Origin of the sequence: Ralstonia sp. 25C, assembly GCF_051904805.1 — a bacterium.
In the GTDB taxonomy this organism is placed as follows: Bacteria; Pseudomonadota; Gammaproteobacteria; order Burkholderiales; family Burkholderiaceae; genus Ralstonia.
In genome coordinates this window covers 1,118,901-1,144,311 of record NZ_CP196738.1, presented here as the reverse complement: position 1 = coordinate 1,144,311, position 25,411 = coordinate 1,118,901, and the positions used below count along the sequence as shown (strand labels likewise).

Annotated in this window: 26 protein-coding genes; 12 read left to right on the top strand and 14 right to left on the bottom strand. The window is 65.5% G+C overall.

From position 1 onward, the window contains the following. Positions 1-16 precede the first annotated feature (16 nt). From ACS7SF_RS23590 to ACS7SF_RS23575, 4 genes are all read right to left on the bottom strand, one after another. On the bottom strand, positions 17-799 hold the full coding sequence (locus ACS7SF_RS23590; protein WP_439892913.1) for an ABC transporter substrate-binding protein: 783 nt from the start codon (positions 797-799) through the stop codon (positions 17-19). Between the two features lie 61 nt (positions 800-860). Continuing rightward, positions 861-1,187: a hypothetical protein gene (locus tag ACS7SF_RS23585; RefSeq protein WP_439892912.1), complete on the bottom strand. Its 327-nt coding sequence runs from the start codon at positions 1,185-1,187 to the stop codon at positions 861-863. A 62-nt stretch (positions 1,188-1,249) separates the two neighbouring features. Next, positions 1,250-1,690 (bottom strand): GFA family protein, encoded by a 441-nt coding sequence (locus ACS7SF_RS23580; protein ID WP_439892911.1) that lies wholly within the window; start codon positions 1,688-1,690, stop codon positions 1,250-1,252. Positions 1,691-1,759: 69 nt separating this feature from the next. Next, positions 1,760-2,110 (bottom strand): hypothetical protein, encoded by a 351-nt coding sequence (locus tag ACS7SF_RS23575; protein WP_439892910.1) that lies wholly within the window; start codon positions 2,108-2,110, stop codon positions 1,760-1,762. 190 nt (positions 2,111-2,300) lie between these two features. Between ACS7SF_RS23575 and ACS7SF_RS23570 the strand changes: the two genes are divergently transcribed. Further along, positions 2,301-2,888, top strand: coding sequence for a chorismate mutase (locus ACS7SF_RS23570; RefSeq protein WP_439892909.1), 588 nt, complete (start codon positions 2,301-2,303; stop codon positions 2,886-2,888). A gap of 31 nt (positions 2,889-2,919) precedes the next feature. On the opposite strand, the gene ACS7SF_RS23565 is transcribed toward ACS7SF_RS23570, so the two are convergent. After that, positions 2,920-3,834, bottom strand: coding sequence for a LysR family transcriptional regulator (locus ACS7SF_RS23565; RefSeq protein ID WP_439892908.1), 915 nt, complete (start codon positions 3,832-3,834; stop codon positions 2,920-2,922). 110 nt (positions 3,835-3,944) lie between these two features. Here ACS7SF_RS23565 and ACS7SF_RS23560 point away from each other — a divergent pair, with 110 nt between their 5' ends. Both ACS7SF_RS23560 and ACS7SF_RS23555 read left to right on the top strand, forming a co-directional pair. After that, the gene (locus ACS7SF_RS23560; protein WP_439892907.1) at positions 3,945-4,655 is read left to right on the top strand and encodes a type 1 glutamine amidotransferase domain-containing protein; all 711 of its coding nucleotides are present in this window, start codon (positions 3,945-3,947) and stop codon (positions 4,653-4,655) included. Between the two features lie 87 nt (positions 4,656-4,742). Beyond that, positions 4,743-5,975 (top strand): L-dopachrome tautomerase-related protein, encoded by a 1,233-nt coding sequence (locus ACS7SF_RS23555; protein WP_439894465.1) that lies wholly within the window; start codon positions 4,743-4,745, stop codon positions 5,973-5,975. A gap of 17 nt (positions 5,976-5,992) precedes the next feature. Here ACS7SF_RS23555 and ACS7SF_RS23550 read toward each other — a convergent pair whose 3' ends face one another. The 4 genes from ACS7SF_RS23550 to ACS7SF_RS23535 all read right to left on the bottom strand — a co-directional run bounded on the left by ACS7SF_RS23550 (position 5,993) and on the right by ACS7SF_RS23535 (position 11,518). Continuing rightward, the gene (locus tag ACS7SF_RS23550; RefSeq protein ID WP_439892906.1) at positions 5,993-7,477 is read right to left on the bottom strand and encodes a DegQ family serine endoprotease; all 1,485 of its coding nucleotides are present in this window, start codon (positions 7,475-7,477) and stop codon (positions 5,993-5,995) included. Positions 7,478-7,632: 155 nt separating this feature from the next. Then, the gene (locus ACS7SF_RS23545; RefSeq protein WP_439892905.1) at positions 7,633-8,949 is read right to left on the bottom strand and encodes an ATP-binding protein; all 1,317 of its coding nucleotides are present in this window, start codon (positions 8,947-8,949) and stop codon (positions 7,633-7,635) included. Between the two features lie 3 nt (positions 8,950-8,952). Further along, positions 8,953-9,699 (bottom strand): response regulator transcription factor, encoded by a 747-nt coding sequence (locus ACS7SF_RS23540; protein ID WP_439892904.1) that lies wholly within the window; start codon positions 9,697-9,699, stop codon positions 8,953-8,955. Positions 9,700-9,793: 94 nt separating this feature from the next. Continuing rightward, positions 9,794-11,518, bottom strand: a complete 1,725-nt coding sequence (locus ACS7SF_RS23535) for a S53 family peptidase (RefSeq protein WP_439892903.1) — start codon at positions 11,516-11,518, stop codon at positions 9,794-9,796. Positions 11,519-11,734: 216 nt separating this feature from the next. On the opposite strand from ACS7SF_RS23535, the gene ACS7SF_RS23530 reads away from it, so the two are divergent. Further along, the gene (locus ACS7SF_RS23530) at positions 11,735-12,583 is read left to right on the top strand and encodes an SIS domain-containing protein (RefSeq protein WP_439892902.1); all 849 of its coding nucleotides are present in this window, start codon (positions 11,735-11,737) and stop codon (positions 12,581-12,583) included. Between the two features lie 25 nt (positions 12,584-12,608). Here the strand turns inward: ACS7SF_RS23530 and ACS7SF_RS23525 are convergent, their stop codons facing one another. Genes ACS7SF_RS23525 through zwf form a run of 3 tightly spaced genes read right to left on the bottom strand, consistent with a single transcriptional unit; the run spans position 12,609 to position 15,830 of the window. Then, positions 12,609-13,676 (bottom strand): glucokinase, encoded by a 1,068-nt coding sequence (locus ACS7SF_RS23525; protein ID WP_439892901.1) that lies wholly within the window; start codon positions 13,674-13,676, stop codon positions 12,609-12,611. After that, positions 13,657-14,361, bottom strand: coding sequence for a 6-phosphogluconolactonase (pgl, locus tag ACS7SF_RS23520; RefSeq protein WP_439892900.1), 705 nt, complete (start codon positions 14,359-14,361; stop codon positions 13,657-13,659). The genes ACS7SF_RS23525 and pgl overlap by 20 nt, the downstream gene beginning before the upstream one ends. Next, on the bottom strand, positions 14,361-15,830 hold the full coding sequence (gene zwf / locus ACS7SF_RS23515; RefSeq protein ID WP_439892899.1) for a glucose-6-phosphate dehydrogenase: 1,470 nt from the start codon (positions 15,828-15,830) through the stop codon (positions 14,361-14,363). Before zwf ends, pgl begins: the two co-directional genes overlap by 1 nt. Before the next feature lie 324 nt (positions 15,831-16,154). On the opposite strand from zwf, the gene edd reads away from it, so the two are divergent. Further along, complete coding sequence (gene edd / locus ACS7SF_RS23510; RefSeq protein WP_439892898.1) at positions 16,155-17,993, top strand: phosphogluconate dehydratase; 1,839 nt, start codon at positions 16,155-16,157, stop codon at positions 17,991-17,993. Positions 17,994-18,042: 49 nt separating this feature from the next. Here the strand turns inward: edd and ACS7SF_RS23505 are convergent, their stop codons facing one another. Together ACS7SF_RS23505 and ACS7SF_RS23500 are read right to left on the bottom strand one after the other, a co-directional pair. Next, entirely contained in the window at positions 18,043-18,750 is a 708-nt protein-coding gene (locus tag ACS7SF_RS23505) for a YceH family protein (protein WP_439892897.1), read from the bottom strand. Positions 18,751-18,877: 127 nt separating this feature from the next. After that, positions 18,878-19,333 (bottom strand): universal stress protein, encoded by a 456-nt coding sequence (locus ACS7SF_RS23500; RefSeq protein WP_439892896.1) that lies wholly within the window; start codon positions 19,331-19,333, stop codon positions 18,878-18,880. Positions 19,334-19,463: 130 nt separating this feature from the next. Between ACS7SF_RS23500 and ACS7SF_RS23495 the strand changes: the two genes are divergently transcribed. The 7 genes from ACS7SF_RS23495 to ACS7SF_RS23465 all read left to right on the top strand — a co-directional run bounded on the left by ACS7SF_RS23495 (position 19,464) and on the right by ACS7SF_RS23465 (position 25,357). Then, the gene (locus ACS7SF_RS23495) at positions 19,464-19,943 is read left to right on the top strand and encodes a DUF3293 domain-containing protein (RefSeq protein WP_439892895.1); all 480 of its coding nucleotides are present in this window, start codon (positions 19,464-19,466) and stop codon (positions 19,941-19,943) included. An 81-nt stretch (positions 19,944-20,024) separates the two neighbouring features. Continuing rightward, positions 20,025-20,534 (top strand): hypothetical protein, encoded by a 510-nt coding sequence (locus tag ACS7SF_RS23490; protein ID WP_439892894.1) that lies wholly within the window; start codon positions 20,025-20,027, stop codon positions 20,532-20,534. Positions 20,535-20,776: 242 nt separating this feature from the next. After that, a complete protein-coding gene (locus ACS7SF_RS23485; protein ID WP_439892893.1) occupies positions 20,777-21,934 on the top strand; it encodes a c-type cytochrome in 1,158 nt (385 codons plus the stop codon). A gap of 12 nt (positions 21,935-21,946) precedes the next feature. Further along, a complete protein-coding gene (ctaD, locus tag ACS7SF_RS23480) occupies positions 21,947-23,707 on the top strand; it encodes a cytochrome c oxidase subunit I (RefSeq protein WP_439892892.1) in 1,761 nt (586 codons plus the stop codon). Then, positions 23,704-24,312, top strand: coding sequence for a cytochrome c oxidase subunit 3 (locus tag ACS7SF_RS23475; protein ID WP_439892891.1), 609 nt, complete (start codon positions 23,704-23,706; stop codon positions 24,310-24,312). Before ctaD ends, ACS7SF_RS23475 begins: the two co-directional genes overlap by 4 nt. Beyond that, the gene (locus ACS7SF_RS23470; RefSeq protein WP_439892890.1) at positions 24,309-25,001 is read left to right on the top strand and encodes a heme-copper oxidase subunit III family protein; all 693 of its coding nucleotides are present in this window, start codon (positions 24,309-24,311) and stop codon (positions 24,999-25,001) included. The genes ACS7SF_RS23475 and ACS7SF_RS23470 overlap by 4 nt, the downstream gene beginning before the upstream one ends. An 8-nt stretch (positions 25,002-25,009) precedes the next feature. Beyond that, positions 25,010-25,357 carry a cytochrome C oxidase subunit IV family protein gene (locus ACS7SF_RS23465; protein ID WP_439892889.1) on the top strand — a complete coding sequence of 116 codons (348 nt, stop codon included), beginning with the start codon at positions 25,010-25,012 and terminating at the stop codon, positions 25,355-25,357. Positions 25,358-25,411: the final 54 nt, after the last annotated feature.

Sequence of the window (25,411 nt, the reverse complement as noted above, 5' to 3'; positions counted from 1 at the left end):
CGAGGCGTGCTTGCGTTCAGGCGTGACCAGAAAGCTGCGAAACAATCGCGCCCGGATGCTTCGTTGCCGGTGCGACCGTGACTCCCGTTACCCCATGTCGTTGGAGCGCCTGCGCAACAAAGCCCGATGCCTTCATGTCTTCCACAAATCCGGCGACATACGCCGCGGCCTGCGCACCCCGGCTGGTCGGCACACCCATCGCCTGACGGATCACCATGAAGCGTTCATCCAGCAAGCGCAGGCCCGGTACGTTGGCGGCATCGGCTTCGAGCTGTTGCTTGACGCCGGCCGCCACCTCACTGTGCGTGTCGATGAAGGTCTGTACCACCGTGGGCGAGGTGGGCGCCCGCACGATCTCCGCATGTTGCAATTCGCGCGTGAGATACAGGTCGTACGCGCTGCCCTTGCCGACCACCACGCGATTGCCCGCGCGGTCTACATCGGCATTGGTGCGGATAGGCGAGTCATTGCGCACGAGGTAGTAGCCCTCAATCAGAACGTAGGGTTCGGTGAACGAGATGCTGGCCGCGCGGCGCGGGTCGATGGCGAAGAAGCCGATGTCGGCCTGCTCCTGCGACACCACGTCGACCGACTTGCCGGCCGCATCCACTACGACCAGTTTCAACGCCACGCCCAGGCGCTCGGCCAGCGCGTGGGCCAAGTCCACCGACACACCCACCGCCTGCCCCTGCGCATCCAGCTTCGCGAGGATCGGGTTGCCCGTGTTGATGGAAGCGCGCAGCGCACCCGTGGGCGCGAGGGCCGAACGCAATGTCGGCAGGGTCGAGTCGATGGACATGGTGCGTTTGTGCGCTGAGGCGATAGAGGCGGTGCCTGCATTCTAGAGCCGCCACACAGATTCAGGGCTTGGGGCCAAGATCATCGACAGCGTGTCCGCCGGTTGCCTGCAATGCCGCCTCGGCCGCGTCCACCTGCGCAGGCTCCGCGTCGATGGTCAGCAGGAAGCGGCCGCCGATCACGACATTCTGGAACTTGCGTTCGTAGGTTTCGGCGATCTCGCCGCCGGGTTCGTAGTCGCCGCAGAGGAAGTTGCCGCACACGGCGCCTGCTTCGTCGGCCTGATGCGACAGCGCCACACGCTCCAGCGTGAGGCCGGTGTTCAGCACTGCTTGGCGGGCCGCCTCGGCCGCGGCGTGGTCGGTAAAGATGCGAACGATGGTCGGCATGGGGTTCTCCTCTTCGTGGTGAACCCCAGGTTGACGCATCGGCCGTGCCCGAATCGCGGTGATCAGGTCGCTTCGTGTAGGGGTCCGTCCCACCCGTCGAGATACTTTGGCAACGCATCGGCCACGTCCACCACGCGGTGTCGGTAGAACAGGTGCATGGTCGGGGCCAACATGTCGGGCAGCGCGTTCTGTGCGGCGCGCGCAAACAGGCTGTTGGGGATCACCGCCATACCGAGCCGGTTGTTGCCGAAGAGTGTCTCGCCGCAGTGGCGGCAGAAATGGCGCTTGAGCTGGCGCGCAGGATGTTGAAACACTACGAGATCGTCCGCGCCACGTTCAACGGTGACTTGGGCCGGATCCCACGCGGTGGCGGAAAGCATCGGGGTGCCATAGAAATCGCGGCAGGCGTTGCAGTGGCAATTGGCGCGGGCGGCCGGCGCACCGGCAATGCGCAATTGCACGCGGCCACACAGGCACAACAGGGTATCGGGGATGGCTGTCAAAGCGGAACTCCTGGGCTGGAATGCTGGCGCGCATTCGACTGAGGTCTACCCTGGCGACGCCTGGCCGCGTCAGAACAACGCCATCTGCCGCATCCCAAACCCGATCGCCTCTTCCACCCGTATGCGCGCGTGCGAGAGCGAGCCTTCGATGCCCGACAGCGTGCCGGCCAGCCAGCGGTAGAGAAGCGGCGCCTCGCCGCGCGGGCTGAGGTGGATTTCGCCGAGCTTCTTGCCGCGCTTGTCGCGGTAATAGTGGGAGCGGTAGCCGCGTTCCCAGTGGGTGATGGGACCGCGCCATTGGCGCGGGCGGCGGGGTTTGGCGGGGGGTATTTCGGCTGGCGATGCCGACACCGAATCCTCCCAGCCGAATGCGGGTTTGGCGAACAGCGGCAAACCTTCCAGATCGGGGTTGAAATCCATTGTCGTACGCTCAAAGCTTGCGCCACGTCTGGCTTTGCAGACACGGTTGGCGCGTAGCCCGCATGATACCTGGGTTTAAGGCGAACGGCACGTGCAAACGCAATGCCGGCGCGCACTTGTAGCACCGCATCGCGGCCGGAGCGCGCCCCGCTTCGGTATCATGGCGACTCTTCGTGACAGGACATTCAGCATGACGCCCGTTCTCAAGCGCTCCATGGCCCGCCCGGCGGCCGCACTCCTCTGTGCCGGTTGGCTCATGGCCGGGTGTGCGACCCAGGCCGGTGCCCAGGAAGGCGCCTTTGCTCCCCTGCTTCGGCATCTGGCCGACCGCCTCGTCACCGCCGATCAGGTTGCGCTGAGCAAGTGGGACACCAGCCAATCGGTCTATGACCCGGAGCGCGAAGCCAAGGTCATTGCCAACGTCTCGGCCATGGCGCCCACTTACGGCTTGGTGGCGCCGGATGCGGCAGACGTGTTTGCCGATCAGATCGAAGCCAACAAGGAAGTGCAATACGCCCTGCTCAATGACTGGCGCCGCGCCGGTGCCGCGCCAACCGCGCCGCGCCAGAGCCTGCCGGACGTCATCCGGCCGCGCCTGGATACTTTGCAGAAGGCGATTCTGCAGACCTTGCATGACGCCGGCCCCGCCCGCAACGGCGCGGATTGCCCGACGCAGGTGGCGCGCGACATCGAAACCGTCGCACGCGAGAAGGCGCTCGACACGCTGCACCGCATCGCCCTGGACCGCGCTACCGCACGGCTCTGCGTCAAACGCTGAGCCCCCGCGTGGGCGCCGGCCGCGCATCGATTCACGCGCTGCGATGATGTTCGCTCGATGTCAGCACATCGATCAACGCTCGTGTCGCGGCGGATTGTCTGCGATGCGGTGCGTAGACAACCGAGAAGGGGCGTGTCCGGCCACGTAGTGCCGGCAACAGTTCAACGAGGCTGCCCTGCTCAAGCTGTCGGCGGACGATGAAGTCATAGCTTTGGCAGATGCCCACGCCCTGCGCGGCCAGGGATACCACGCCCAACACATCGCCTGAAACCTGAATGGTGGAAGGCGGCAGCCATTCGACATCCCGCTCTTCCTCCTTAAACACCCACGGCACCATCCGGCCGGTACTCGGCATCACGAACGGCAGACAGATGTGTTGGTGGAGGTCGTCCAATCTTTTGGGCCAACCTGAGCGCTGCAGGTAATCGGGCGAAGCCACCAAACACAACGCCGCATCTTCCAGCTTGCGCGCCACCAATCCGCTGTCGGGCAGATGCCCAAGCCGGATGGCCAGGTCAAACCCTTCGGCCACCAGATCGACGTTTCTGTTCGTGATGTTCAGCTCAACACGAACACTGGGGTGCGACTGCGCAAACCGGGCCAGCAACGGCGGCAGACGGTAGTGGCCGTACGTAGTGGGCACGCTCAGCCGCACACGCCCCTTGAGTTCGCCCTCTTCCCCCTGGGCCTCGCGCTCAGCCTCGTCGAGCAGCGTAAAGGCGGCGCGCGCCTGCTCTAGATACAGCCGGCCCGCATCGGTCAACCCGATCCGGCGCGTGGTCCGGCGCAGCAATTGGTTGTCCAGGCGCGCCTCCAGCCGGGTGACGGCACGGCTGAGCACCGAGGGCGTGGTCGACAGCGCCACCGCCCCCGCCGTAAACGAGCCGTGCTCGGCCACCGCCAGAAATGCTTCGACATCGCCCAGGTAATCAAACTTCCGGCTCATTTTGTCGCTTCAAGAACAAATGATTGTCTGGATCGGCAGTTTATCGCCACTTGAGCCATCAATACAGTGTCGTCACACCAATGCAACCCCCACCAGAAAGGACTGAAACCATGCACACCAACACCCACCCCGCCATCCAACCCGTTCTGTTCGTGCTGACCAGCCACGGAACCAAGGGAAGCACGGGCAAGCCGACCGGCTATTACCTGGGCGAGGTCACACACCCGCTGGCGGAGCTGGAGGCCGCCGGCATTGCAGTGGAGTTTGCTTCGATCCAAGGCGGGGAGCCGCCGGTGGATGGCCTGGACTTGAACGATGCCGTCAACGCCCGCTACTGGAACGACACGACCTTCCGCAACGCCGTCCGCCAGACGCAACGCCTGGGCGATATCGACCCGAGCCGGTATTCGGCCATCTTCTTTGCCGGCGGCCATGGCACGATGTGGGACTTCCCGGACAGCGCCGCCGTATCGCACGTCACGCGCGCGATCTACGAGGCGGGTGGTGTAGTGGGTGCCGTTTGCCACGGCCCCGCGGCACTGGTCAACGTCAAGCTCAGCGATGGTGCCTACCTCGTGGCGGGCAAAGACGTCAGCGCCTTTACGGACAGCGAAGAGCGCGCGGTTCAACTGGACCAGGTGGTGCCGTTCCTGCTCGCCAGCACGCTGGTGCAGCGCGGGGCAACGCATCACCCCGCGCCGGACTGGACCGCCAACGTTGTCGTGGACGGGCGCCTCGTCACCGGCCAGAACCCGCAGTCTGCGACGGGCGTGGGGGCAGCCATGCGTGACTTGCTGCTCGGCCACCCGGTCAGCGCGTAAGCCCTCTCCCGCAAGCCGGCCCTGGTGTCACACCACCTTCAAGGCGCTGCTTTTGCAGCGATCCCTCCCCATTTTTGGATCACGATGATGAATCGCCATCGCCTTACCCTGGCTGCCGCGCTGCTGGCAGCCGCATACAGCACGTCCGCCATGGCAGTGCAACCCACGCAACCGTCCGAGCGCGCATCGCTCGAGCACTGGCGCAGCTATACAGGCGTGACCTGGGCACCCGCCAACGAGGGCGGCAACGTCGCGGCCGATGCGAGTTCGGTCAACGCGCCGATTGTCGGCATCCACTTCGACCTGCAAGGCCGGGCGTTTGTCAGCACGCCCCGGGTGCTGTCTGCGGATGCGCCTGCCACGTTGAGCGTGCTGGACACACGCACGACCTCCGGGCCGGCGCGGCTGACGGCGTTTCCGTCAACGCAAGACAATGCCGTGGCCGGTGCGCCGGATCAGCACCTTCGCAACGTGCTCGGCTTCTACATCGACCGGCGCAACGGTTGGCTGTGGGCACTCGATCAAGGCTTTGTGGCGGGCGAGAGCGAGGCCCCCGAAGGCGCGCAGAAGATCATGGTGTATGCGCTCGATACCGGCCGGCTGGTCAAGCGTATCGGCCTGGATGCCGTGGCAGACCGCAAGGGCAGCTTCCTCAATGACATCGTGGTCGATGAAGCCCGCAAGGTGGCCTATGTGTCGGACAGCGGCCTGCGCAGCGCGCCAGCCAATCAGGCAGGGTTGATTGTTGTGGATTTCACATCGGGCCGCGCGCGCCGCTTGCTCGATCGGCATCCGAGCCTGTTGTCGGAACCGGGCGCCAAGGTCATGTCGCACGGTACAGAAGTCTGGCCGGGCAAGCCGCTCGTGCTGGGCATCAATGGCATTGCGCTGTCGCCAGACGCGCGCACGCTGTATTGGACTGTCACCACGGGCCAGCACGCGCATGCGATTGCCACGCACGTGCTGCGCAACCCGAAGGCCAATCGCGCGGAGGTCGCCGCCGCCGTGCACAGCATTGGCGACGTGGGCGGCAACACGGACGGCATTGTCACCGACGCCGACGGCCGGCTGTACATCACCGACGTGACGCGCAACGGCATCGTCCGGTACGACCCCGCCACAAAGGCGATGACGCTGGTAGCGGCGGATGACGGCATTTCCTGGCCGGACACGCCGACGATCGCTCCCGACGGCGCCCTGGTGGTGACCTCCAGCCGGCTGAACCTGCACTTTGCGGGCGCGGTCAAGGCAGGCGAAGAGCGGTACGACCTCTGGCGCCTGCCGTTGAACCCGTCGCCCCAGCAAGGCGCGTCGAAGTAGCCCGTCAGGGGCGGATGTCAGCCCAGGTCCACCGGCACGAAGATCTTCGTATCATCCCGCTGCACCAGCAGGGCGACATGCTTGCCGGCACGTTCGACCAGCGTGCGCAGCTCCTGTGCCGACGACACCGGTGTGCCGTTGAGCGACAGGATCACATCGCCCGGCTGGATGCCGACCTTGGCCGACGGGCCGCTCGCCTCCATCACCACCAGGCCACCCGGCAGGCCGCTCTGGCGCTTTTCTTCCGGTTGCAGCGGGCGCACGGCCAAACCCAGGCGACCCTGATCGGGCGCGGCCTTTTCATTGGCTGCCACCTTCGTATCCTTGGCCGCGCCGATGGTGACCGTCAACGTGGTCGGCTTGCCCTGGCGGATGATCTGCAGCGGCACCGTGCTGCCCGGTTTGATGTCGGCCACCTGTTCCGGCAGATCGCCCGAGCGGTCAATGCGCGCGCCGTTGATCTGCAGAATCACGTCACCGGGTTGCAGGCCGGCCTTGGCGGCGGGGCCGTCCGGCTCCACCGAGTTGACCAGCGCGCCCTCGGGTTTGGGCAGATTGAACGAATCTGCCAGCGACTGATTGACCTCCTGCACCGCAATGCCAAGGCGACCGCGCGTGACCTTGCCGGTGGTAACGAGCTGTTGCTCCACCTTCATCGCCACGTCGATCGGAATGGCAAACGACAGGCCTTGGTAGCCGCCAGTCTGGCTGTAGATCTGCGAGTTGATGCCGATGACTTCACCCCGCTGATTGAACAGCGGGCCGCCCGAGTTGCCGGGGTTCACGGCCACGTCGGTCTGGATGAACGGCACGTAGGTGTCGTCCGGCAGCGCGCGCGACTTGGCGCTCACGATGCCTGCCGTCACAGTGTTCTCGAAACCGTACGGCGAGCCAATCGCCACCACCGGCTCGCCCACCTTGGTGTTGGCGGGGCTCCCGATCTGCACCACGGGCAGGTTCTTGGCCGAGATGCGCAGCACGGCAATGTCCGATTGCTTGTCCACGCCGAGCACCTTGGCCTTGAACTCGCGGCGATCGGTCAGCTTGACGTTGACCTCCTGCGCCCCGTCGACCACGTGTGCGTTGGTGAGGATCAGCCCATCGGCCGAGACGATAAAGCCCGAGCCCAGCCCGCGCACGATCTGGTCGCCGCGCTGCTGCGGCATTTGCGGCATGAAGCGCTTGAAGAATTCGGCAAACGGATCATCCGGGCTCATGCCGGGCGGCAGCCCTTGCATGCTGGTGCGCTGCGCATGCGCGGTGGTGCTGATGTTGACCACCGCCGGGCCGTAGCGCTCGACAATGCCGGAGAAATCCATCGGGGCGGCGACGGCCACCGGCGGCGTGGCCGTGGCAGACGCCGCAGCAGACGCCATCACCGGCGCCACGGGGGCGGCCACCGCACGCGAAATCATGTCTTTCTGCAGATAGGCATAGCCGCCCGCAACCGCGATCACCGCAGCCAGGCCGGCCGCGCTGCGTGCCAGGGTTTGGCGTGTCATTGTCGTGTCCTCTCATGCTGAACCGAGGGCCACGGCTGGCGGGTTGCCTGTCGTGCCCATCGGTTGCAAGCATCGTAGGCACGCAGACTTAAACGAGACTTAAAGCCTCGGGCATCACACGAAACAAAGTGTTTCGGGTTGCCTGAGGTGTCACATCAGGTGCCCGCCCTGAACGGAAAGCGCAGCACCACACGCAGCCCACCACCTTCATGCGCCTCCAATGCCAGCGTGGCGTCGTGCGCCTGCGCAATCTCGCGCACGATGGCCAGGCCCAGGCCGCTGCCGCCGGTCGGCGCCTGGGTGGGGCGATAGAAGCGGTCGAGCACGCGCTCGCGCTCTTCCTCCGGGATGCCGGGGCCGTTGTCCTCCACCACCAGTTGCACACCACCGTCCGGCGTGTGGCCGGTCGAGACATCCACGCGCGCACCGCGCGGGCAATAGCACAGCGCGTTATCGACGAGGTTGACCAGCAGCACGCGCAACGCATCCGCATTGCCCAAAACAGACGCGGGCTGCGATGCCATGTCGACGCCAAGGTCGATGCCCTTGTGGACGGCCGCCGGGGACAACTCCGCCACCACCTCGGCCGCCACCGCATCCAGGGCAACCGGCGCGCGTTGCGTATCGGCGGCGCCGGGTTCCTGCCGCGCGAGCGTCAGCAACTGGCCAACTAGACGAATCATGCGCTCCACACCGCGATGCAGATCGGCATGCGCGGCGCGGCGTTCCTCTTCGTCTTGCGCGCGATCGGCCACCTGCAACTGCAGCTTGAGCGCAGCCAGCGGCGTGCGCAGCGCATGCGCGGCATCGGCGACAAATGCACGCTGATGCGCAAGCGCAGTACCGAGACGCGCCAGCAGATCATTCAACGCGTTGGTGAGCGGGCGGATTTCATCAGGCAGGCCTTGCGTGGGCAGTGGCGACAACGCGGCCGCATCGCGCGCCTGCACCTGGTTGGCTACCGAGCCCAGCGGTGCCAACCCGCGCCCGACCGCCAGCCACACGATCCAGCCGAGCAACGGCAGCAGAATCAACAGCGGCGCCACCGTGCGCAGTGCCATGCGCGCCGCGACCGCGTGCCGTGCGCTGTACGGCTGCGCGATCTGCACCACGGCAGGCCCAAAGGCGACGCTGTACACGCGCCACGGCCCTTCGGGCGTATTGGCATCGGAAAAGCCCAGTTCCACCTGCTCCGGCAAATTCGGCCGCGCGTGCGAAAGATAGAGGCTGCGGCCCGTGCCGTCCCAGATGCGGATCACGACATCGTCATCACGCGCGATACCCGCCAGCGCGGGCGGCGGCGGGTCGATCCACTGGCTGGGCAGCGCGGCGGCCACTTGCTGCATCTGATAGTCGAACAGCGCGTTGGCTTCCTGGCGCGCCTGCGCGTAGATCAGCCCCGTGGCGACGACGATGCCGGCCAGCAAACCGCCAGCCAGCCACCAGAGCAATGTTTTGCGAATGGATTGCATGGGCTATTGGTGGTCTTTGTGGTCGGCAGGTTCCGCAGGCGGCGTGGGCATCTCTCGCGGGATCACATACCCCACGCCGCGGATGTTCTGGATGAAGTGGCTGCCGAGCTTCTTGCGCAGCGCATGGATGTAGACCTCCACCGTATTGCTGCCGACCTCTTCGCCCCAGCCGTAGAGGTTGTCCTGCAACTGCGCGATCGACCACACCTTGCCCGGCCGCGCCAGCAGCGCATGCAACACCGCAAACTCGCGCCCCGACAGCTTGACCGGCACACCGGCGCGCAGCACCTCCCGCGTGACCGGGTTGAGCAGCACGTCGCCGTGGCGCAAGAGCGGGTCGGCCCGACCGCCCTGCCGGCGCAGCAGCGCATGCATGCGTGCGGCCAGTTCCTGCAGGTCGAACGGTTTGACGAGGTAGTCGTCCGCACCCGCATTCAAGCCGGCCACTCGGTCAGCGACCGCGTCGCGTGCGGTGAGGATCAGGATGGGAATGGCAATGCCGCGCTGGCGCAACTCACGCACCACATCGAGCCCATCGCGTTTGGGCAGGCCGAGGTCGAGCAACATCAGGTCGAACATGGAAGCGCCCACTTCCGGGCCAGAGGCACTCGAGGCGGCGCCGGGCGCCGTCACGGCATGCAGTGCGGCCTCGCCGTCGCGCACCCAATCGATGGCAAAGCCGTCGTGGCGCAAACCCTTGCGCACGCTGTCGCCGATCATGTCGTCGTCTTCTACGAGCAGTACGCGCATGACGAATCAAAATAAGCCGGGGAAGGCTCATTGTAGAACCGCCGCGCGGGCGGTTCGCGCTTTGTGCAAAACCGCCCGCAACATCATCGCCGCATCAGAATCCGCCGGATTTGATCAACTGGTTCAACGCGCCGATGTTCAGGCTACCCCAACCCGTCGGGTAATCCCAGCCCTGGGCCGCGTTGTAGCCGTAGCCCTGGTAGCCGTTGTTGCCCGAGACCACGTCATAGCGCAGCAGCGACGCGTTGGCCGGAATAGCGCTGTACAGGCGCGCCGCCGGAAAGCCCAGGTTGCCGTTGGCCGCCAGCAGCCGTGCCCAGAAGCCGACAAAGATGGGCGATGCCAGGCTCGTGCCGCCAATCTGCTGCAGTTGACCGTAGTTGTAGATGTAGGCACCGGTGCTCTGCGCCGCATCGAACGACACATCGGGCAACAGCCGCGCATTGCCGCCCTGCCAGCTCGGCGCCGGCAGGATCTGGCTGATGCCGCCGCCCGTGGCCCATAGCTTGCCGTTGCCATCGAGGCCTTCGTTCCACACGGTCTCGCTGGCGAAGCTCGATCCGCTGGTGTAGAGCGTGGTCCCGCCAATGGCCAGCACGTGCGGCGACGATGCCGGCCACGACACGCTGTAGTTGCCGCCGTCCGGATAGCCACGGTTGTTGCACTCGTAGACGCCCTCGTCGCCGGAAGACACGGAGAATGTCTGCCCCTGCGCGGCGGCAGTGGTGAAGATGGCTTCCTCCGCATCGAGCGTGCCGTCGGCGCTGGCGTCGTTCTCACACCAGCCGAGCGACACGTTGATGATCTTGGCGGTGTTGTCCGTCACAGCCCGGTTGAAGGCCTTGGTCAGCCCGGTGTTGCCCGGCGCGTTCAGGTCGGCCATGTAGAAGGCCAGCTTGCCGACCGCGCCGCCGGCCGCGCCCACGATGGATTGGCTGTCGAGGTTCCACTCGCCCTGGCCGTCCTGGTCGTCGGTGTAGTTGCCGCTGGTGCCGTTGGTCTTGATCGTGGTGGTGGACACCGTGGCGTAACCGTTGCTGCTCGTGAAGGTGCGCAGGTCACGCAGCGTCTGCGACACGCCGCCGATGGTGATGACGCCAACGGTGGTGCCCGCCGCCGTCGGTACGCCGGTCGCGCCGTACAGCGCAGGGAATTCCTTCGGATAGTGGCCGGTGGCAGTGCCGGCCGCGAGTGTGCGGGCTTCTGCCACATCACCCACGCGCAACAGCGGACGCGCACGCGCCACGTTCTGCAGGCCCAGCACCGAGCCGACGATACCGCCCAGCGCGCGCGGCACCTGCGCCTTGCCGCTGTTGGCAAACCCGCTGCGGCCGGCCAATTGGTAGTGCACCAGCGGCGTGTTGAAGGCTGCCTTGACCGTGCCGGCCGTACCGCGCGCCGACACCAGCAGCCGGTTGGGCGCCACATCGATATCGATAAAGCCGTTCTGCCGCAGATAGCTCACCACGGCATCCACCTGCGCCTGCGTGGGCGCGTGGTCAGCCAGGAACTGCTCGCTGGTCAGGTACTTGCGGTAGTGCGGGCTGCGCGGGTCGTTCACAGCGTGCGCGAGCGCCTTCAGCGTGGCCTCGTTGCGCAGTTTGAGGCTGATCAGCACATCGGTGGTCTGGCCGGGTGCGACCTCGTTGGCGGCGCCACGCGCCATGAGCTGCGGGCCGGTCACGAAAGCCTTGGTGTGGGTGTCGACCCAATCGGTGGCGGCATGCAGCGGCCCGGCTGCGAGCACCAGCGGCCATGCATATGCCAGATGACGGCACAGGGTGGAAAGGTGCTGCATGGGGAGAGCAGTACGGAGCATCGGATGTCCTCTTGAGGAGTACGACGTTGCAGAACCACGCCGCTTGTGACGACGTGGGCGCCGTTCACCGTAGCCGACGCGTTCGCCTCGCAACAGTGCAAAAACAGTCAGTTGCAGTTGGAGCGCGCTGCATCTAGCAACCCCTCGCGGGGCGGTTGCGCACGGCTGCGCTTGCCTTTATCGTGATGCGATCCACCACCTGAGTCCCACGCGCAGATGAGCGCCCCGCAAGACACGACTTCCCCCGCCGAACCTTCCGCCGACTTGCGCGAGCGCATTCGCGCAACGCGCCCATCGCTCACGCCGGCAGAACGCCAAGTAGCCGACTGGGTACTGCGTCAACCCGGCACCGTGCTCAGCCTGCCGGTGGCGGCCATCGCGCGTGAAGCCGGCGTCAGCCAGCCAACGGTGATCCGCTTCTGCCGCTCGATGGGCTGCCATGGCCTGTCGGATTTCAAGCTGCGACTGGCGCAAGGGAAATTCGGCAACCTCGGCAACGTCGCACGCGAGGCCGTACCGACCCGCAGCGCGCCGCCCTCCGGCACGCGCGTGCTGCAAGACACCATCGATGCACTCGCCGCGCTGCGCGACCGGTTCGATGCGCCTGCGCTGGATGCGGCCGTCGCGCTAGTCGATGCCGCTCATCGCATCGACCTGTACGGCTTCGGCAGCTCCGGCGTGGTGGCGCTCGATGCGCAGACGAAGTTCTTCCGCTACGGCATCCAAGCGCAGGCGTATAGCGATCCGTATCTCGTGTCGATGTCGTTGAACGTGCTGCAGGCGGGCGACGTGGTGATCGCCATTTCCAAGTCCGGCGCGTTGCCGGAACTGCAGACTGCGGTGGAACGCGTGCGCGAACTGGGCGTGCGCGTGATTGCCGTCACCGCGCCGGATAGCCCGCTGGCCATGCTGGCCGATGTGGTACTGCCCGCCGATGTGGATGACGCTGCGGCCGATCGGTCGATGGTCGCGCGGCTGCTTCACCTGGCCTTGCTCGACGCGCTGGTGCTGGAGGTGGCACTGCGCAAGGGCAGCACCGTCCAACACGCCGATCCGTCGGAATAAGCGCGGCTAAGCGCGCTTCAGCCCCTCAATGCCCCTGTGCCACCGCGTGGTCCATGGCGGCGCACAGACCGATCAACCCCGGATACGGCGAGTGGATGACATACACGGGCATCGCCGCCACATAGGCCGAGAAACGGCCCTTGTCTTCAAAACGTCGCCGGAATGGTGAGTTGGCGAACGCGGGCCCGAGCTTCGGCACGATGCCACCGCCGATATACACGCCGCCGCGCGCGCCCACGGTGACGGCCAGGTTGGCTGCAACGGTGCCGAGGAATGCACAGAACATATCAACGGCATAGCGGCAGCGGGCGTGGTCGCCGGCGCTGTCTTCCATCTCGCCGAGCGCGATGGCGGTGATATCGGCGGCGCGGCGCACGGCGGGGCCCTGCTGCCACAGGTCAAAGCAGGCGCCCAGCGCTTCGTAGATCAGCTCCAGGCCCATCCCCGAGATCAACCGCTCGGCCGACACGTGCCCGAAGCGCTCGCGCGCAAAGCGCCAGATGGCGACTTCCTCATCATTCATCGGCGCGAAGGCCACGTGGCCGCCCTCGCCCGCCACGGCGATGTAGCGCCCTTCCGGCGTAGGCAACAGCGATGCCACACCCAGGCCCGTTCCCGCACCCAGCAGCGCACGCGGCGCATCGGCAAGGCTGGCGCCGCCACCGACCTGCTCCAACTCGTCCGCAGGCAAATAGGGCAGCGCGTGCGCCAACGCCGCAAAGTCATTGAGCACGACGAAGGTATCGAAGCCCAGCGATTGCCGCATCGCTTCGATGGAGAAGGCCCAATCGCGATTCGTCATGCGGATCTGATCGCCCAGTACCGGATTGGCGATGCCGATGGCGGCATGGCGTACGCCGGCGTCGGCAATTTCCTGCGGCAGCGATGCCAGATACGCGCGCATGGCCGCCTCGAGCGAGGGGTAGTCATCGCCGGCCAACACGCCGATATGGGCCAGGCGCATGGGCGCCATCTCCAATGCAAAGCGCACGTTGGTGCCGCCCACGTCAGCCACCAAGCGCGGGTAGGCCTGCGTGTGGGCCAATCGATCGGCCCCAGTGCCCGCGCTCACTTCATGCAGTCCAATAGACATCGAGCGGTACCTCCCGCTGATGAATGATGTAGCTCACCGGCAGCGCACGCTGTGCCTCGCCCTGCGCGGCTTGCTCAAACACACCGCGCTTGAGCGGCCCAGTAATCGACAGAAACAACCGCTGCGCCGCACACAGCGCCGACAGATTCAAGCTGATACGCCGATGCGGTGCCACGCCGGGGCGCACCGGCAAGTACGCGGGCGCGTGCGTGCGATCGATGCCCTCATCCAGCTCCGCCGCATCGGGAAACAGCGACGCGGTGTGTCCGTCGTCCCCCATGCCGAGGATGACGACATCCGGCTGCTGGAACGGCTCGTTGGCGGTCGCCACGCACGCATCCACATCCACCGAGTCGCCATGCACATGTGGCGACAGCACCAGCGGAAAGAACCGCGCGGCGGCAGCTGCATCCTGCAACAGATGCTCGCGGACGAGGCGCGCGTTGCTATCCGCGTGTTCGGGCGGGACCGCACGTTCGTCGACCAGCGTGATCGACACGTCCGCCCAGCGCAGCGGCAACACACGCAGCGCGGCGAACAGCGCAATGGGCGAACGCCCGCCGGAGACAGCCAAGCACGCGCTGCCCTGCTGCTCGATCACGCGGGTGAGCGTGGCGGCGATGGCATCGGCCAGCGATGCCACCTGGGCCGTAGCGTCGGGAAGTGCATGCCAGCGCATCGCCATCACATCTCCTCGTGCCAGGCGGCGCTGTCGCGCGAAAGCAATGCACTCGACGCCGCCGGGCCCCAACTGCCCGCCGTGTAACCCTTGGGCGGCGTGCGCGCTTCGTTCCACGCTTCAATGATCGGCTCGACCCAGCGCCAGGCTTCGGCCTGTTCGTCGCGGCGCACGAACAAACCCAGCTTGCCGTTGACGGCGTCCATCAGCAGGCGTTCATACGCACCGGCGTGGCGTACGCCGCCGTGGTCGGTGAAATCCAGATCGAGCGTAGCCGGCTGCAAACCGAGTGCCGCGCCCGGCGTCTTCGTCAGGAACTGCAGGCGGATGCTTTCTTCCGGCTGCAGGCGGATGACGAGGCGGTTTTCCGGAAACTGGATCAGCGGCTTGGGGAACAGCGCGTGCGGCACATCGTGGAAGCGCACCACGATCTCCGCCAGCCGTTGCGGCATGCGCTTGCCGGTGCGCAGGTAGAACGGCACGCCGGCCCAGCGCCAGTTGGCGATCTCGGCCTTGATGGCGACGAAGGTTTCGGTGCGGCTGTCCGGCGGAATGCCCTGCTCATGCAGATAGCCCTGCACCGGCTGCCCGGCGATCGCGCCCTCTTGATACTGGCCGCGCACGGTCTTCTCGGGCACCTCTTGTAGCGGAATCGGCTTGAGCGCCTTGAGGATCTTCAGCTTTTCATCGCGGATGGCGTCTTGCGATAGGCTCGACGGCGGCTCCATGGCGACGATACAGAGCAATTGCAGCAGGTGGTTCTGCACCATGTCGCGCAGCGCGCCAACGCCGTCGTAGAAATCACCGCGCTTTTCCACGCCGAGCTGCTCGGCAATGGTGATCTGCACGTCCTTGATCCACTCGCGGCGCCACAGCGGCTCGAACAGCGCGTTGCCGAAGCGGATCGCCATCAGGTTCTGCACCGACTCTTTCCCGAGGTAGTGGTCGATGCGGTAGATCTGGTCTTCGGCAAAGTACTCGGCCACAGCGGAGTTGATGCGCTCGTTGGAGGCTAGGTCCGTGCCCAGCGGCTTTTCCAGCACGAGGCGCACGTTGGGGGTGTTCAGCCCGACGCGGGCGAGCTGCGCGCAGATGTCGATGAAGAAGCCCGGGGCGGTGGCGAGGTAGCACACCGTCACCGGGGCGCGGTCTTCGCCCAGTGCGGCGGCCAGCCCGTCGAATTGCTCGGGTTTGCGGGCGTCGACCTGTTGATAGACGATGCGCTCGGCAAACGAGGCCCAGGCGTCGTCGGAGACGGGCGCGCCGGAATACAGGCGCATGGTCGGGCGCGTTTCGCGCTCCAGCAGCGCCAGATAGCCCGACGTCTCCAGCGGCTGCGTACCGATGGCGAAGATCCGCCCGCGCGGGTGCAGTTCGCCACCCTGGTGCGCATCGAACAAGGCCGGAATCAGCTTGCGGCGGGCAAGATCGCCCGTACCGCCAAACAACACCATGTCGAATGCGGGCACCGACATCGTCATCTCCTGTGTGTGAGCCACTGATTAGGCTAGCCTAGACGACTAGCAAGACACCACGTGTTTTAAGCGCATTTTGTAGTATTACTACATCGCAAGCAAGGCATGCGTAACGCTGCCCGTGCAAGTGTTTGCGACATGTCATTTGAGAATCTGCTTGGCTGCTGGCGCGCTTTCTGGCACGCAATTCGCGTGCACGGTGGCATTGGCAGAGTGGCCGTCCACACGGTACCTGTGGAAAACCCTGTCCCACGATCGGCCCGTTTGTAGGAAAATTACAGGATTCGTCCCACCCGGACAGTCCCCACTTCCAGGAGAACCCGTATGGCCCAGCCCAGCCTGCATCGCGTCGTGGCCGACGTCACCCGCCGCATCATCGACCGCAGCCGCGGCCCCCGTCAGGCCTATCTGGACGTCACGCGCAAGAACGCCGGCCGCAAGGTCGAGCGCACGCTGCTCTCGTGTACGAACCTCGCGCACGGCTTTGCCGCCATGCCGGGCGAAGCCAAAATCCGCCTGAAAGCGCTGGAGCGGCCGAATATCGGCATCGTCTCGGCCTACAACGACATGCTTTCGGCCCACCAGCCGCTGGAGGCATTTCCGGCGTGGATCAAGGAAGCCGCGCTGGAAGCCGGCGGCACGGCCCAGTTTGCGGGCGGCGTGCCGGCCATGTGTGATGGCGTGACGCAGGGGCAGGACGGGATGGAGCTGTCGCTGTTCTCGCGCGACACGATTGCGCTGTCCACCGCCGTGGCGCTGTCGCACCAGATGTTCGACGCGGCGCTGTACCTGGGCGTGTGCGACAAGATCGTGCCAGGGCTGGTGATCGGCGCGCTGTCGTTCGGCCACCTGCCTGCCGTGTTCGTGCCGGCCGGCCCGATGACCACCGGCATCAGCAACGACGAGAAAGCCCGCACGCGCCAGCTCTACGCCGAGGGCAAGCTCTCGCGCGCCGACTTGCTGGAAGCCGAATCCAAGTCGTACCACGGCCCAGGCACCTGCACGTTCTACGGCACGGCCAACTCCAACCAGATGCTGATGGAGATCATGGGCCTGCACCTGCCGGGCACCGCCTTCATCAACCCGGGCACGCCCATGCGCGAGGCGCTCACGCGGCAAGCGGCGCACCAAGTGCTCAAGCTCGTCTACAGCGGTGATCAGTACACCCCGATTGCTGACGTACTGGATGAGCGTGCCTTCGTCAACGGCATCGTCGGCCTGCTGGCTACGGGCGGCTCGACCAACCACACGCTGCACCTGATCGCCATGGCGCGTGCGGCGGGCATTCTGCTCACTTGGGACGACTTCAACGATTTGTCGGGCGTGATTCCGCTGCTGGCGCGCGTGTATCCGAACGGCAAGGCCGACGTGAACGAATTCCAGGCGGCGGGCGGTTTGTCGATCGTGATTCGCGAACTGATCGACGCCGGCCTGCTGCACGACGACGTGACGACGATCATGGGCAAGGGCCTGCGCCGCCATGCGCAAGAGCCCTTCCTAGACGGCGACAAGCTGGTGTGGCGCGATGGGGCCGCCGCCTCGCTCGACACGAACATCGTGCGCGGCGTGGCCGAGCCGTTCTCGCCGGACGGCGGCCTGCGCGTGCTGGATGGCAACATTGGGCGCTCGGTGATCAAGGTGTCGGCGGTCAAGCCGGAGCATCGCTTTGTGGAAGCCCCGGCGCGCGTGTTCCTCGCGCAGGATGACCTGATCCACGCCTTCAAGGCCGGTGAACTGGAGCGCGACTTCATTGCCGTGCTGCCGTATCAAGGCCCGGCCGCCAACGGCATGCCCGAGCTGCACAAGCTCACGCCGACGCTGTCGGTGCTGCAGGAGCGCGGCTTCAAGGTGGCGCTGGTGACCGACGGCCGCATGTCAGGCGCGTCGGGCAAGGTGCCGGCGGCCATCCACATCACGCCGGAAGCGCTCAATGGCGGGCCGCTGGCGCGCGTGCGCGATGGCGATATCGTCGTGCTGGATGCGGAGGCGGGCACACTGCAAGTGCGCGTGCCGGAGGCGGAGTGGAACGCTCGCCAGATCAGCACGCCGGATCTGGCGCACTACCACGCGGGCGTTGGGCGGGATTTGTTCTCGGGCTTCCGCCGCAATGTGTCGGCGGCGGAAGAAGGCGCCTGCACGCTGTTTGTATCGGCAGGCGCCTAAGCGGACGGCAACACGGCAGGCCCTTCACCCTTCGTCGGGCCGGTCACCGTTACAGCATCGATGGGTCGATCGAGATGCCGAGCTCACCGGCCATCTGTTCGACCAGTGCCTGAAGCCGGGCCACCTTGTCGGCCAACTGCTTCTGCTCTGCTTTTAGCGCTTCGAACTCAGACGGCGCAATGGCTTCGTCGGCGGTGGCACCTTGCTGCACATCGGTCTGCACGACCTCACCACACAGCAGGTGCATCCAGCGGCTTTCGCGCTCGCCTGGGGCGCGCTGCAGCTTCACGACGTAAGGCGGCGCGTTCTCAGCCAGTTCTTCCAGAAACGCTTCGACGGACGAAATGTCGGCAAACGCGTGAAACCGCGCGGCGTTCAGGCGCAGCTCAGCGGCCGTTTGCGGCCCGCGCAGCAGCAGCGTGGTGAGCAACGCAATGGACTGGCTCGGCACGCCCAGCACGCGGTTCATGTTGTGCTCGAAACGCGGCACGCGGCTGCTGCTGCCTTCCATGACCAGGCTCAGCGATTTCAGCCCGTCGATGGCGGTCAGGATCTCGGCTTCGGTCACGCTCATCACCGGGGCGCGTGCGGTCTTCTGGTTACAGCCGGCAGCCAGCGCGTTGAGCGTGAGCGGGTAGGTGTCCGGCACCGTGTGCTGCTTCTCGACCAGGACGCCGAGCACGCGGCCTTCCAGGGCAGTGAGGGTGCGGATGGCGCGGGTGGCTGGGCGCGACGGCGCGTCCGGATTGATATTCATAGGAGATGGCGACGGATACGTTTGGGGCAAACCGAGCCGCGCGCCTGTCAGGCCGCGACCCGTGATCCCAACATGATATCCGTCACGCGCAGGCACGAGCGTCGGCCTGCGCGGCAACAACACAGGCTCAGTCCTTGGCCGGACCGCGCACCAACAGCACCGGTGTCGTGGCCTGGCGGATGAATTTTTCCGCCACGCTGCCCAGCATCGCGTGCGCCAATCCGCGGCGACCATGCGTGCCGATCACCACCACCTCGGCGCCCCACCGGGTGGCGTCGCGCTGCAGGGCGCCGGCCACGTCTTCGCCAATACCTTCGGTTTCCACCAGGGCGGTTTCTTGGGGCACGCCGTCCTTGGCCAGGTTGTCTTCAATCTCGCCCAGCAGGGTCGTGCCGGCCTGGATGAACGATTTGCGCAGCTCGGCCGGGTCGTAATAGCCGACATCGAACAGCATGGCCGGGCTATCGACGATATACACGGCGCGCACGGTGCTCTGGAATGCCTTGGCCAGGCGCACAGCTTCGGCCAGGGCCAGCTTGCTGGTTGCGCTACCGTCCACAGCGACCAGGATCTTCTTGTACATGTTCAGCCTCGCAGGAGAGGGGTTGTCGAAAGACTGCTGCGGCAAACGGGGCCGCATGCAACTATTCTGTGACATCCATTGCCCCTTTGCGTTGCGCCAAATCAGATGGCTGCGACCCTGCGACGCAACAATGCTCCGTCATCCGCCCGCCGTTCCGCCCACCCTCACCCCTGACCTGATTGCCGCTTACCGCAACGCGCGGTATCGCGTGGACACGCCCGAAGGTGACGTGCTCCTGCACCTGGATGCCATCAACCCGTGCGTGGCGGCGCTACTGGCGCAGGCCGATGCACCGTGGGCGGCATTCGTGACGGCGTATCAGCCGTTTTCGCAATCCGTGTCGGCTGAAGACAACGCCGCGCGCCAGGCGGAACTCCTCGCCTGGGCCATCGCGCGCGGCGTACCGTGGCTGCCCGGCGAGGGTGGCCCACCCGACGATGCCCCGGCCGGCACGGCCGATGCGTGGGCGCCCGAGCCCAGCCTGCTGCTGTTCATCGACGATGCGGCCATTGCCGATACGCTCATGCAGACCTTCGAGCAGAACGCCGTGGTGCTGTGCGATGCGCAGGGTTTTTGCACCTTGCGTTGGCACCCGTATCTGCCATTCTGAATTTCATACGGCATGCACTTGCGCGCAAAGTGGCGCGTGCGATCCATAAGTGCTGGCGTTGATACACCGCAGGAGGTTCGTATGGAACTGCATATGCAATCGCACCACTGGGAGCGCCGCATGCCCGACTGGCTGGCGGCCAGCGTCGCCGGCCTGGTGGGTGGCGCGCTGGTCATCGTGCTGGAGTTCTTCTGGTTGACCATGGTGCTCAATGAAAGCCCGTGGCGCCCGACGCACAAGATCGCGGCTATGGTGATGGGCCAGGGGGCGCTTGAGCAGATGTCGCTGTTCAGCTTCAGCATCGTGGGCACGGCACTGGTGCTGCACTTTGTGGTGGGCTCGCTCATGGGGATGATCCTGGGCGCGATCATCGCGCCATTCCACTTTGACTCGAGCGTCGGCATGCTCGCCGCCATCGGGGCGGCCTTCGGGATCGTGGCGTACGTGGTCAACTTCTACGGCATGACGGCGGTGTTCCCGTGGTTTGCTTCGGAGCGCGGCTCCGGGCCGCTACTGGCCAACCTGCTGTTTGGCGTGGTTGCGGCCATCGTCTACGGCATGTTGGAGCGGCGCACAGAGCCGATGCACTGACGCGCCGGTTTTTTCGTGCGGCGCCGCAACCTGATCGGCGCCGCTGCCACAGTCACAGAATGGCTGCCTCCGGCACCCCATGTCGGAGGCGGCCGTTTTCGCATTGCAGCGCAGCATGCAGACGGTGCATCGCCGCGATCCGCATACGGGGTGTGCCTCCTCCTTACGTTGCCTTGCACGATGCGAGTGCGCGACCTAGCCTAGCTTTAGCGTGTTGAGGAAGCATCCTCTGCGGAGGCGCCATGGCTCTTGCGATTGCGCTCGTCCTGATCGTCGTGCTGGCGGTAGGGTTTCACTTTGTCAGCCCATGGTGGATCACGCCAATCGCGTCCAACTGGGTGCGCATGGACGACACGCTGACGATCACCATCGTCATCACCGGCGTGCTGTTTGTCGCCATCAATCTCTTCGTCGTTGCCGCGCTGTTGCGCTATCGCCATCGCGATGGCACGCCCGGCCAGCGCGCTGCCTACGAGCCCCACAACAAGCGCCTGGAATGGTGGCTGATTGGCATCACCACCGTTGGCGTGGCCGCGCTGCTGGCACCTGGCCTGTTCGTCTATGCCGATTACGTGCGCCCGCCGGCGGGCGCGCTGCAGATGGAAGTGCTCGGCCAGCAGTGGCAATGGCGCTTCCGCTTTGCGGGCCCCGGCGGCAAGCTGGGCACGACCGACGTGCGCTACATGAGCAACGACAACCCGTTCGGCATGAACCCCGCCGATCCGAACGGACGCGACAACTACCTGATCGAAACGCCGGAGCTGCACCTGCCGCTCAACCGGCCCATCCAGGTGCTGGCGCGCTCGCGCGATGTGCTGCACGACTTTTATGTGCCGCCGTTCCGCGCCCGCATGAACATGGTGCCGGGCATGATCACCACATTCTGGTTCACGCCCACCAAGGTGGGGCGATACGACATCCTGTGCGCGCAGCTTTGCGGCGTCGGGCATTCGAACATGCGCGGCGTGGTGGTGGTGGAAGACGAGGCATCGTTCGCGCGTTGGCTCGCCCAGCAGAGCACCTTCGAGCAGCGCCAGAAGGCGAAGGTCCAGGCAACGCCTGTCGCCGCGGGAGGAAGCGCACAAGCCCTGTCGGATCAAGGCAAGACGCTGGCGCAAGCCAAAGGCTGCGTGGCCTGCCATAGCGTGGACGGCAACCCCGGCGTCGGCCCCACGTGGAAGGGCCTCTACGGCAAGACCGAAACCATGGCCGACGGCAGCACTGCGCACGTTGACGAGGCCTACCTACGTGCTTTCATCCGCGACCCGAAGGCGCGCGTGGTCAAGGGCTTCGCGCCGATCATGCCGAGCTTTGACCTGAGCGAGCAGGAGCTCTCGGCGCTGGTGGCGTACATCAAAGCGCAAGGCGGTGATGTTGCGGCAACCACTGCGAAACCGTAGCCAGGAGGAACGATGTCCTACGGTCAGAACGATCACGAACATGGTCCTCAGAGCTTCTGGACCCGCTACGTCTGGAGCCAGGACCACAAGGTCATCGCGGTGCAGTACTCGCTCACGGCCATCGCCATCGGGCTGGTGGGGCTCGTGCTGTCGAACCTGATGCGGCTGCAGCTGGGCTTTCCGGGCAAGTTCGCCTTTATCGACGCCAACCACTACTACCAGTTCGTCACCATGCACGGGATGATCATGGTGATCTACCTGCTCACGGCGCTGTTCCTGGGCGGCTTCGGCAATTACCTGATCCCGCTGATGCTGGGCGCGCGCGACATGGTGTTTCCGTTTCTGAACATGCTCAGCTACTGGGTCTACCTGGTGGCCGTGCTGGTGCTGGTGGCGAGCTTCTTTGTGCCGGGCGGGCCGACCGGCGCAGGGTGGACGCTGTATCCACCGCAGGCGATTCTGCCGGGCACGCCGGGCACCGACTGGGGCATTGTGCTGATGCTGGTGTCCCTGGCGATCTTCATCGTTGCGGCCACGATGGGCGGGCTCAACTACGTGACGACCACGCTGCAGGCCCGCACGCGCGGCATGACGCTCATGCGCATGCCACTCACGGTGTGGGGCATCTTCACGGCGACGGTGCTGGCGCTGCTGGCGTTTCCGGCGCTGTTCGTGTCGGCCATCATGATGCTGCTCGACAAGACGCTGGGCACGAGCTTCTTCATCCCGGCGGTAGTGTCGATGGGGCAGACGCTCAAGCATGCCGGCGGCAGCCCGCTGCTGTTCCAGCACCTGTTCTGGTTCTTCGGCCACCCGGAGGTGTACATCGTTGCGCTGCCCGCGTTCGGCATCGTGTCAGACCTCATCAGCACACACGCGCGCAAGAACATCTTCGGCTATCGGATGATGGTGTGGGCCATCGTCATCATCGGCGCGCTGAGTTTCGTCGTATGGGCGCACCACATGTTCGTGGCGGGCATGAACCCATACTTCGGCTTCTTCTTCGCCACCACCACGCTGATCATCGCCATCCCGACGGCGCTCAAGGTCTATAACTGGGTGCTCACGCTGTGGCGTGGCCATATCCACCTGACCGTGCCGATGCTGTTTGCCATCGGCTTCATCAGCACGTTCGTCATCGGCGGGTTGACGGGGCTCTTCCTCGGCAATGTGAGCGTGGACATTCCGCTCTCCAACACGTACTTCGTCGTCGCGCACTTCCACATGGTGATGGGCGTGTCGCCGATCCTGGTGGTGTTCGGCGGGCTCTACCACTGGTACCCGAAGGTGACGGGCCGCATGCTGAACGACACGCTGGGCCGCGCGCATTTCTGGATCACCTTCATCGGCACGTACCTGATCTACTTTCCGATGCACTACCTGGGCGTGCTGGGCATGCCGCGCCGGTACTACGCGTATGAGGGCTACAGCTTCATCCCGCCTTCTGCGCAGACGCTGAACACGTTCATCACGGTCATCGCCATCGTCGTGGGGGTGGCGCAGCTGCTGTTCCTCTTCAACCTGGCATGGAGCCTCGTGCGCGGCAAGCAGGCTGGCGGCAACCCGTGGCGCGCAACGACGCTCGAATGGCAGACCCCGCAGACGCCGCCCGTGCACGGCAACTGGGGGCCGACGCTGCCGGTGGTGTATCGCTGGGCTTATGAGTACAGCCCGCCCGGTCGTGCGGACGACTTCGTGCCGCAAAACGAGCCGCCCACCGGTGCTCCGGAAACCGAGGCTGACATCCTGCACGCTAGCGAGGTGCGCGCATGACGACTTTGCCCCGCCACTTCGTTCCTGATGCATCGCCCGTTCTGCCAAACGCCGGCCGCATTGGCCTACGCGTCTTCATGGCCGTGGTGACGGCGCTGTTTTCGCTGCTGATCCTTGCATATGCAATGCGCATGCGCGAACCTGACTGGATGCCGGTACCGCACCCCATGCTGCTGTGGTGGAACACCGGCGCGCTCGCGCTGGCCGGCGTGGCGATGGAGATCGCGCGGCGCACCGACGCACGCCGCGCGCTCTGGCTACTGGCAGGTGGCACGCTGGCCGTGCTGTTCGTGTTCGGCCAGTGGACGGTGTGGCAGCAACTCTCCGCCAACGGAGAAGGCGCGACGGTCAACCCGTCCAACAGCTTTCTCTATGTCTTCACTGGCCTGCATGCCGCGCACGTGATCGGCGGCGTCATCGTGTTGGCGGTGACCGCCACGCGCCTGCGCAGCCATGTCGAGCGTGCCCGCCAAGCCGTTGCCCTGTGTGCGACGTACTGGCACTTCCTGCTCGCTGTGTGGCTCGTGTTGCTGGCTGCGATGTGGTGGATCACGCCCGCGTTCGTCGCCGCCATCTGCGGGCCATTGTATGGAGCCACGCCATGAGCAATCCCACGCTCCCGACCGATTCCGCAGAGTCCCTACCGGAGGGCTGGCGCGGGATGGTCAACGACTGGTCGGCTGACCGCGAAGCCTTCAAGGTGCCGTGGGGCAAGGCCATGATGTGGATCTTCCTGCTGTCGGACACCTTCGTCTTCAGCAGTTTCCTGGTTGGTTACATGTCGGTGCGCATGTCGACCACGGTGCCGTGGCCCGACCCGTCCAAGGTGTTCGGCCTGTCGGTGGGCGGTGTGGAAGTGCCGCTCTTGCTGATCGCCATCATGACCTTCGTACTCATCAGCAGCAGCGGCACGATGGCCATGGCGGTGAACTTCGGCTACCGGCGCGATGCCAAGCGGGCAGCGCTGCTCATGCTGGCCACCGCCATCCTGGGTGCGGCATTCGTGTCGATGCAGGCGTTTGAATGGACCAAGCTGATCGTGCACGAAGGCATCCGGCCGTGGGGCAACCCGCTGGGCGCCGCGCAGTTTGGTGCGTGCTTCTTCATGATCACGGGCTTCCACGGCTTTCACGTGACGTGCGGCGTGATCTACCTGCTGGTGATCGCACGTAAGATCCTGCAGCCGGGCTTCGCCGAGCACGGCAACTTCCAGATCGTGGAGATCGCGGGCCTGTACTGGCACTTTGTTGATCTCGTCTGGGTGTTCATCTTTGCGCTGTTCTATTTGTGGTGAGGCATGCCATGGACCACACCGACCTATCGCCCGCGTCCGGCACACCCGGCGCTCATGGGCAAACACACCCCATCGGCATCTACTTGAAGATCTGGGGCCTGCTGTTCGTGCTGAGCACGATGTCGTATCTGGTCGATTATTTCCACGTGCAGGGGCTGATGCGCTGGACGCTGATCATCGTATTCATGATCGCCAAGGCTGGGCTGATCGTGTCCGTGTTCATGCACATGATGTGGGAGCGGCTGGCGCTGGTGTACGCCATTCTGATGCCGCCCCTGGCCTTGCTGGTGCTGATGGTGTTGATGGCGGCGGAGGCAAACCACACCTTCGGCATGCGAAGCCTGTTCTTTCACTAAGCTCCGCGCTCGCCGCGCTTGTGGCGCGGCGGGCACGAAGCAGTGATCCTATCG

What these genes read in the sequence shown, in the direction of transcription:
- ACS7SF_RS23535 (WP_439892903.1), bottom strand. Translation starts at nt 11,518, where the DNA reads ATGCTCCGTACTGCTCTCCCCATGCAGCACCTTTCCACCCTGTGCCGT.
- ACS7SF_RS23505 (WP_439892897.1), bottom strand. Translation starts at nt 18,750, where the DNA reads ATGAATATCAATCCGGACGCGCCGTCGCGCCCAGCCACCCGCGCCATC.
- ACS7SF_RS23590 (WP_439892913.1), bottom strand. Translation starts at nt 799, where the DNA reads ATGTCCATCGACTCGACCCTGCCGACATTGCGTTCGGCCCTCGCGCCC.
- ACS7SF_RS23525 (WP_439892901.1), bottom strand. Translation starts at nt 13,676, where the DNA reads ATGTCTATTGGACTGCATGAAGTGAGCGCGGGCACTGGGGCCGATCGA.
- ACS7SF_RS23540 (WP_439892904.1), bottom strand. Translation starts at nt 9,699, where the DNA reads ATGCGCGTACTGCTCGTAGAAGACGACGACATGATCGGCGACAGCGTG.
- ACS7SF_RS23465 (WP_439892889.1), top strand. Translation starts at nt 25,010, where the DNA reads ATGGACCACACCGACCTATCGCCCGCGTCCGGCACACCCGGCGCTCAT.
- ACS7SF_RS23495 (WP_439892895.1), top strand. Translation starts at nt 19,464, where the DNA reads ATGCTCCGTCATCCGCCCGCCGTTCCGCCCACCCTCACCCCTGACCTG.
- ctaD (WP_439892892.1), top strand. Translation starts at nt 21,947, where the DNA reads ATGTCCTACGGTCAGAACGATCACGAACATGGTCCTCAGAGCTTCTGG.
- ACS7SF_RS23470 (WP_439892890.1), top strand. Translation starts at nt 24,309, where the DNA reads ATGAGCAATCCCACGCTCCCGACCGATTCCGCAGAGTCCCTACCGGAG.
- ACS7SF_RS23485 (WP_439892893.1), top strand. Translation starts at nt 20,777, where the DNA reads ATGGCTCTTGCGATTGCGCTCGTCCTGATCGTCGTGCTGGCGGTAGGG.
- pgl (WP_439892900.1), bottom strand. Translation starts at nt 14,361, where the DNA reads ATGGCGATGCGCTGGCATGCACTTCCCGACGCTACGGCCCAGGTGGCA.
- ACS7SF_RS23545 (WP_439892905.1), bottom strand. Translation starts at nt 8,949, where the DNA reads ATGCAATCCATTCGCAAAACATTGCTCTGGTGGCTGGCTGGCGGTTTG.
- ACS7SF_RS23550 (WP_439892906.1), bottom strand. Translation starts at nt 7,477, where the DNA reads ATGACACGCCAAACCCTGGCACGCAGCGCGGCCGGCCTGGCTGCGGTG.
- ACS7SF_RS23570 (WP_439892909.1), top strand. Translation starts at nt 2,301, where the DNA reads ATGACGCCCGTTCTCAAGCGCTCCATGGCCCGCCCGGCGGCCGCACTC.
- zwf (WP_439892899.1), bottom strand. Translation starts at nt 15,830, where the DNA reads ATGTCGGTGCCCGCATTCGACATGGTGTTGTTTGGCGGTACGGGCGAT.
- ACS7SF_RS23585 (WP_439892912.1), bottom strand. Translation starts at nt 1,187, where the DNA reads ATGCCGACCATCGTTCGCATCTTTACCGACCACGCCGCGGCCGAGGCG.
- ACS7SF_RS23555 (WP_439894465.1), top strand. Translation starts at nt 4,743, where the DNA reads ATGAATCGCCATCGCCTTACCCTGGCTGCCGCGCTGCTGGCAGCCGCA.
- ACS7SF_RS23500 (WP_439892896.1), bottom strand. Translation starts at nt 19,333, where the DNA reads ATGTACAAGAAGATCCTGGTCGCTGTGGACGGTAGCGCAACCAGCAAG.
- ACS7SF_RS23565 (WP_439892908.1), bottom strand. Translation starts at nt 3,834, where the DNA reads ATGAGCCGGAAGTTTGATTACCTGGGCGATGTCGAAGCATTTCTGGCG.
- ACS7SF_RS23475 (WP_439892891.1), top strand. Translation starts at nt 23,704, where the DNA reads ATGACGACTTTGCCCCGCCACTTCGTTCCTGATGCATCGCCCGTTCTG.
- ACS7SF_RS23490 (WP_439892894.1), top strand. Translation starts at nt 20,025, where the DNA reads ATGGAACTGCATATGCAATCGCACCACTGGGAGCGCCGCATGCCCGAC.
- ACS7SF_RS23530 (WP_439892902.1), top strand. Translation starts at nt 11,735, where the DNA reads ATGAGCGCCCCGCAAGACACGACTTCCCCCGCCGAACCTTCCGCCGAC.
- ACS7SF_RS23560 (WP_439892907.1), top strand. Translation starts at nt 3,945, where the DNA reads ATGCACACCAACACCCACCCCGCCATCCAACCCGTTCTGTTCGTGCTG.
- ACS7SF_RS23575 (WP_439892910.1), bottom strand. Translation starts at nt 2,110, where the DNA reads ATGGATTTCAACCCCGATCTGGAAGGTTTGCCGCTGTTCGCCAAACCC.
- edd (WP_439892898.1), top strand. Translation starts at nt 16,155, where the DNA reads ATGGCCCAGCCCAGCCTGCATCGCGTCGTGGCCGACGTCACCCGCCGC.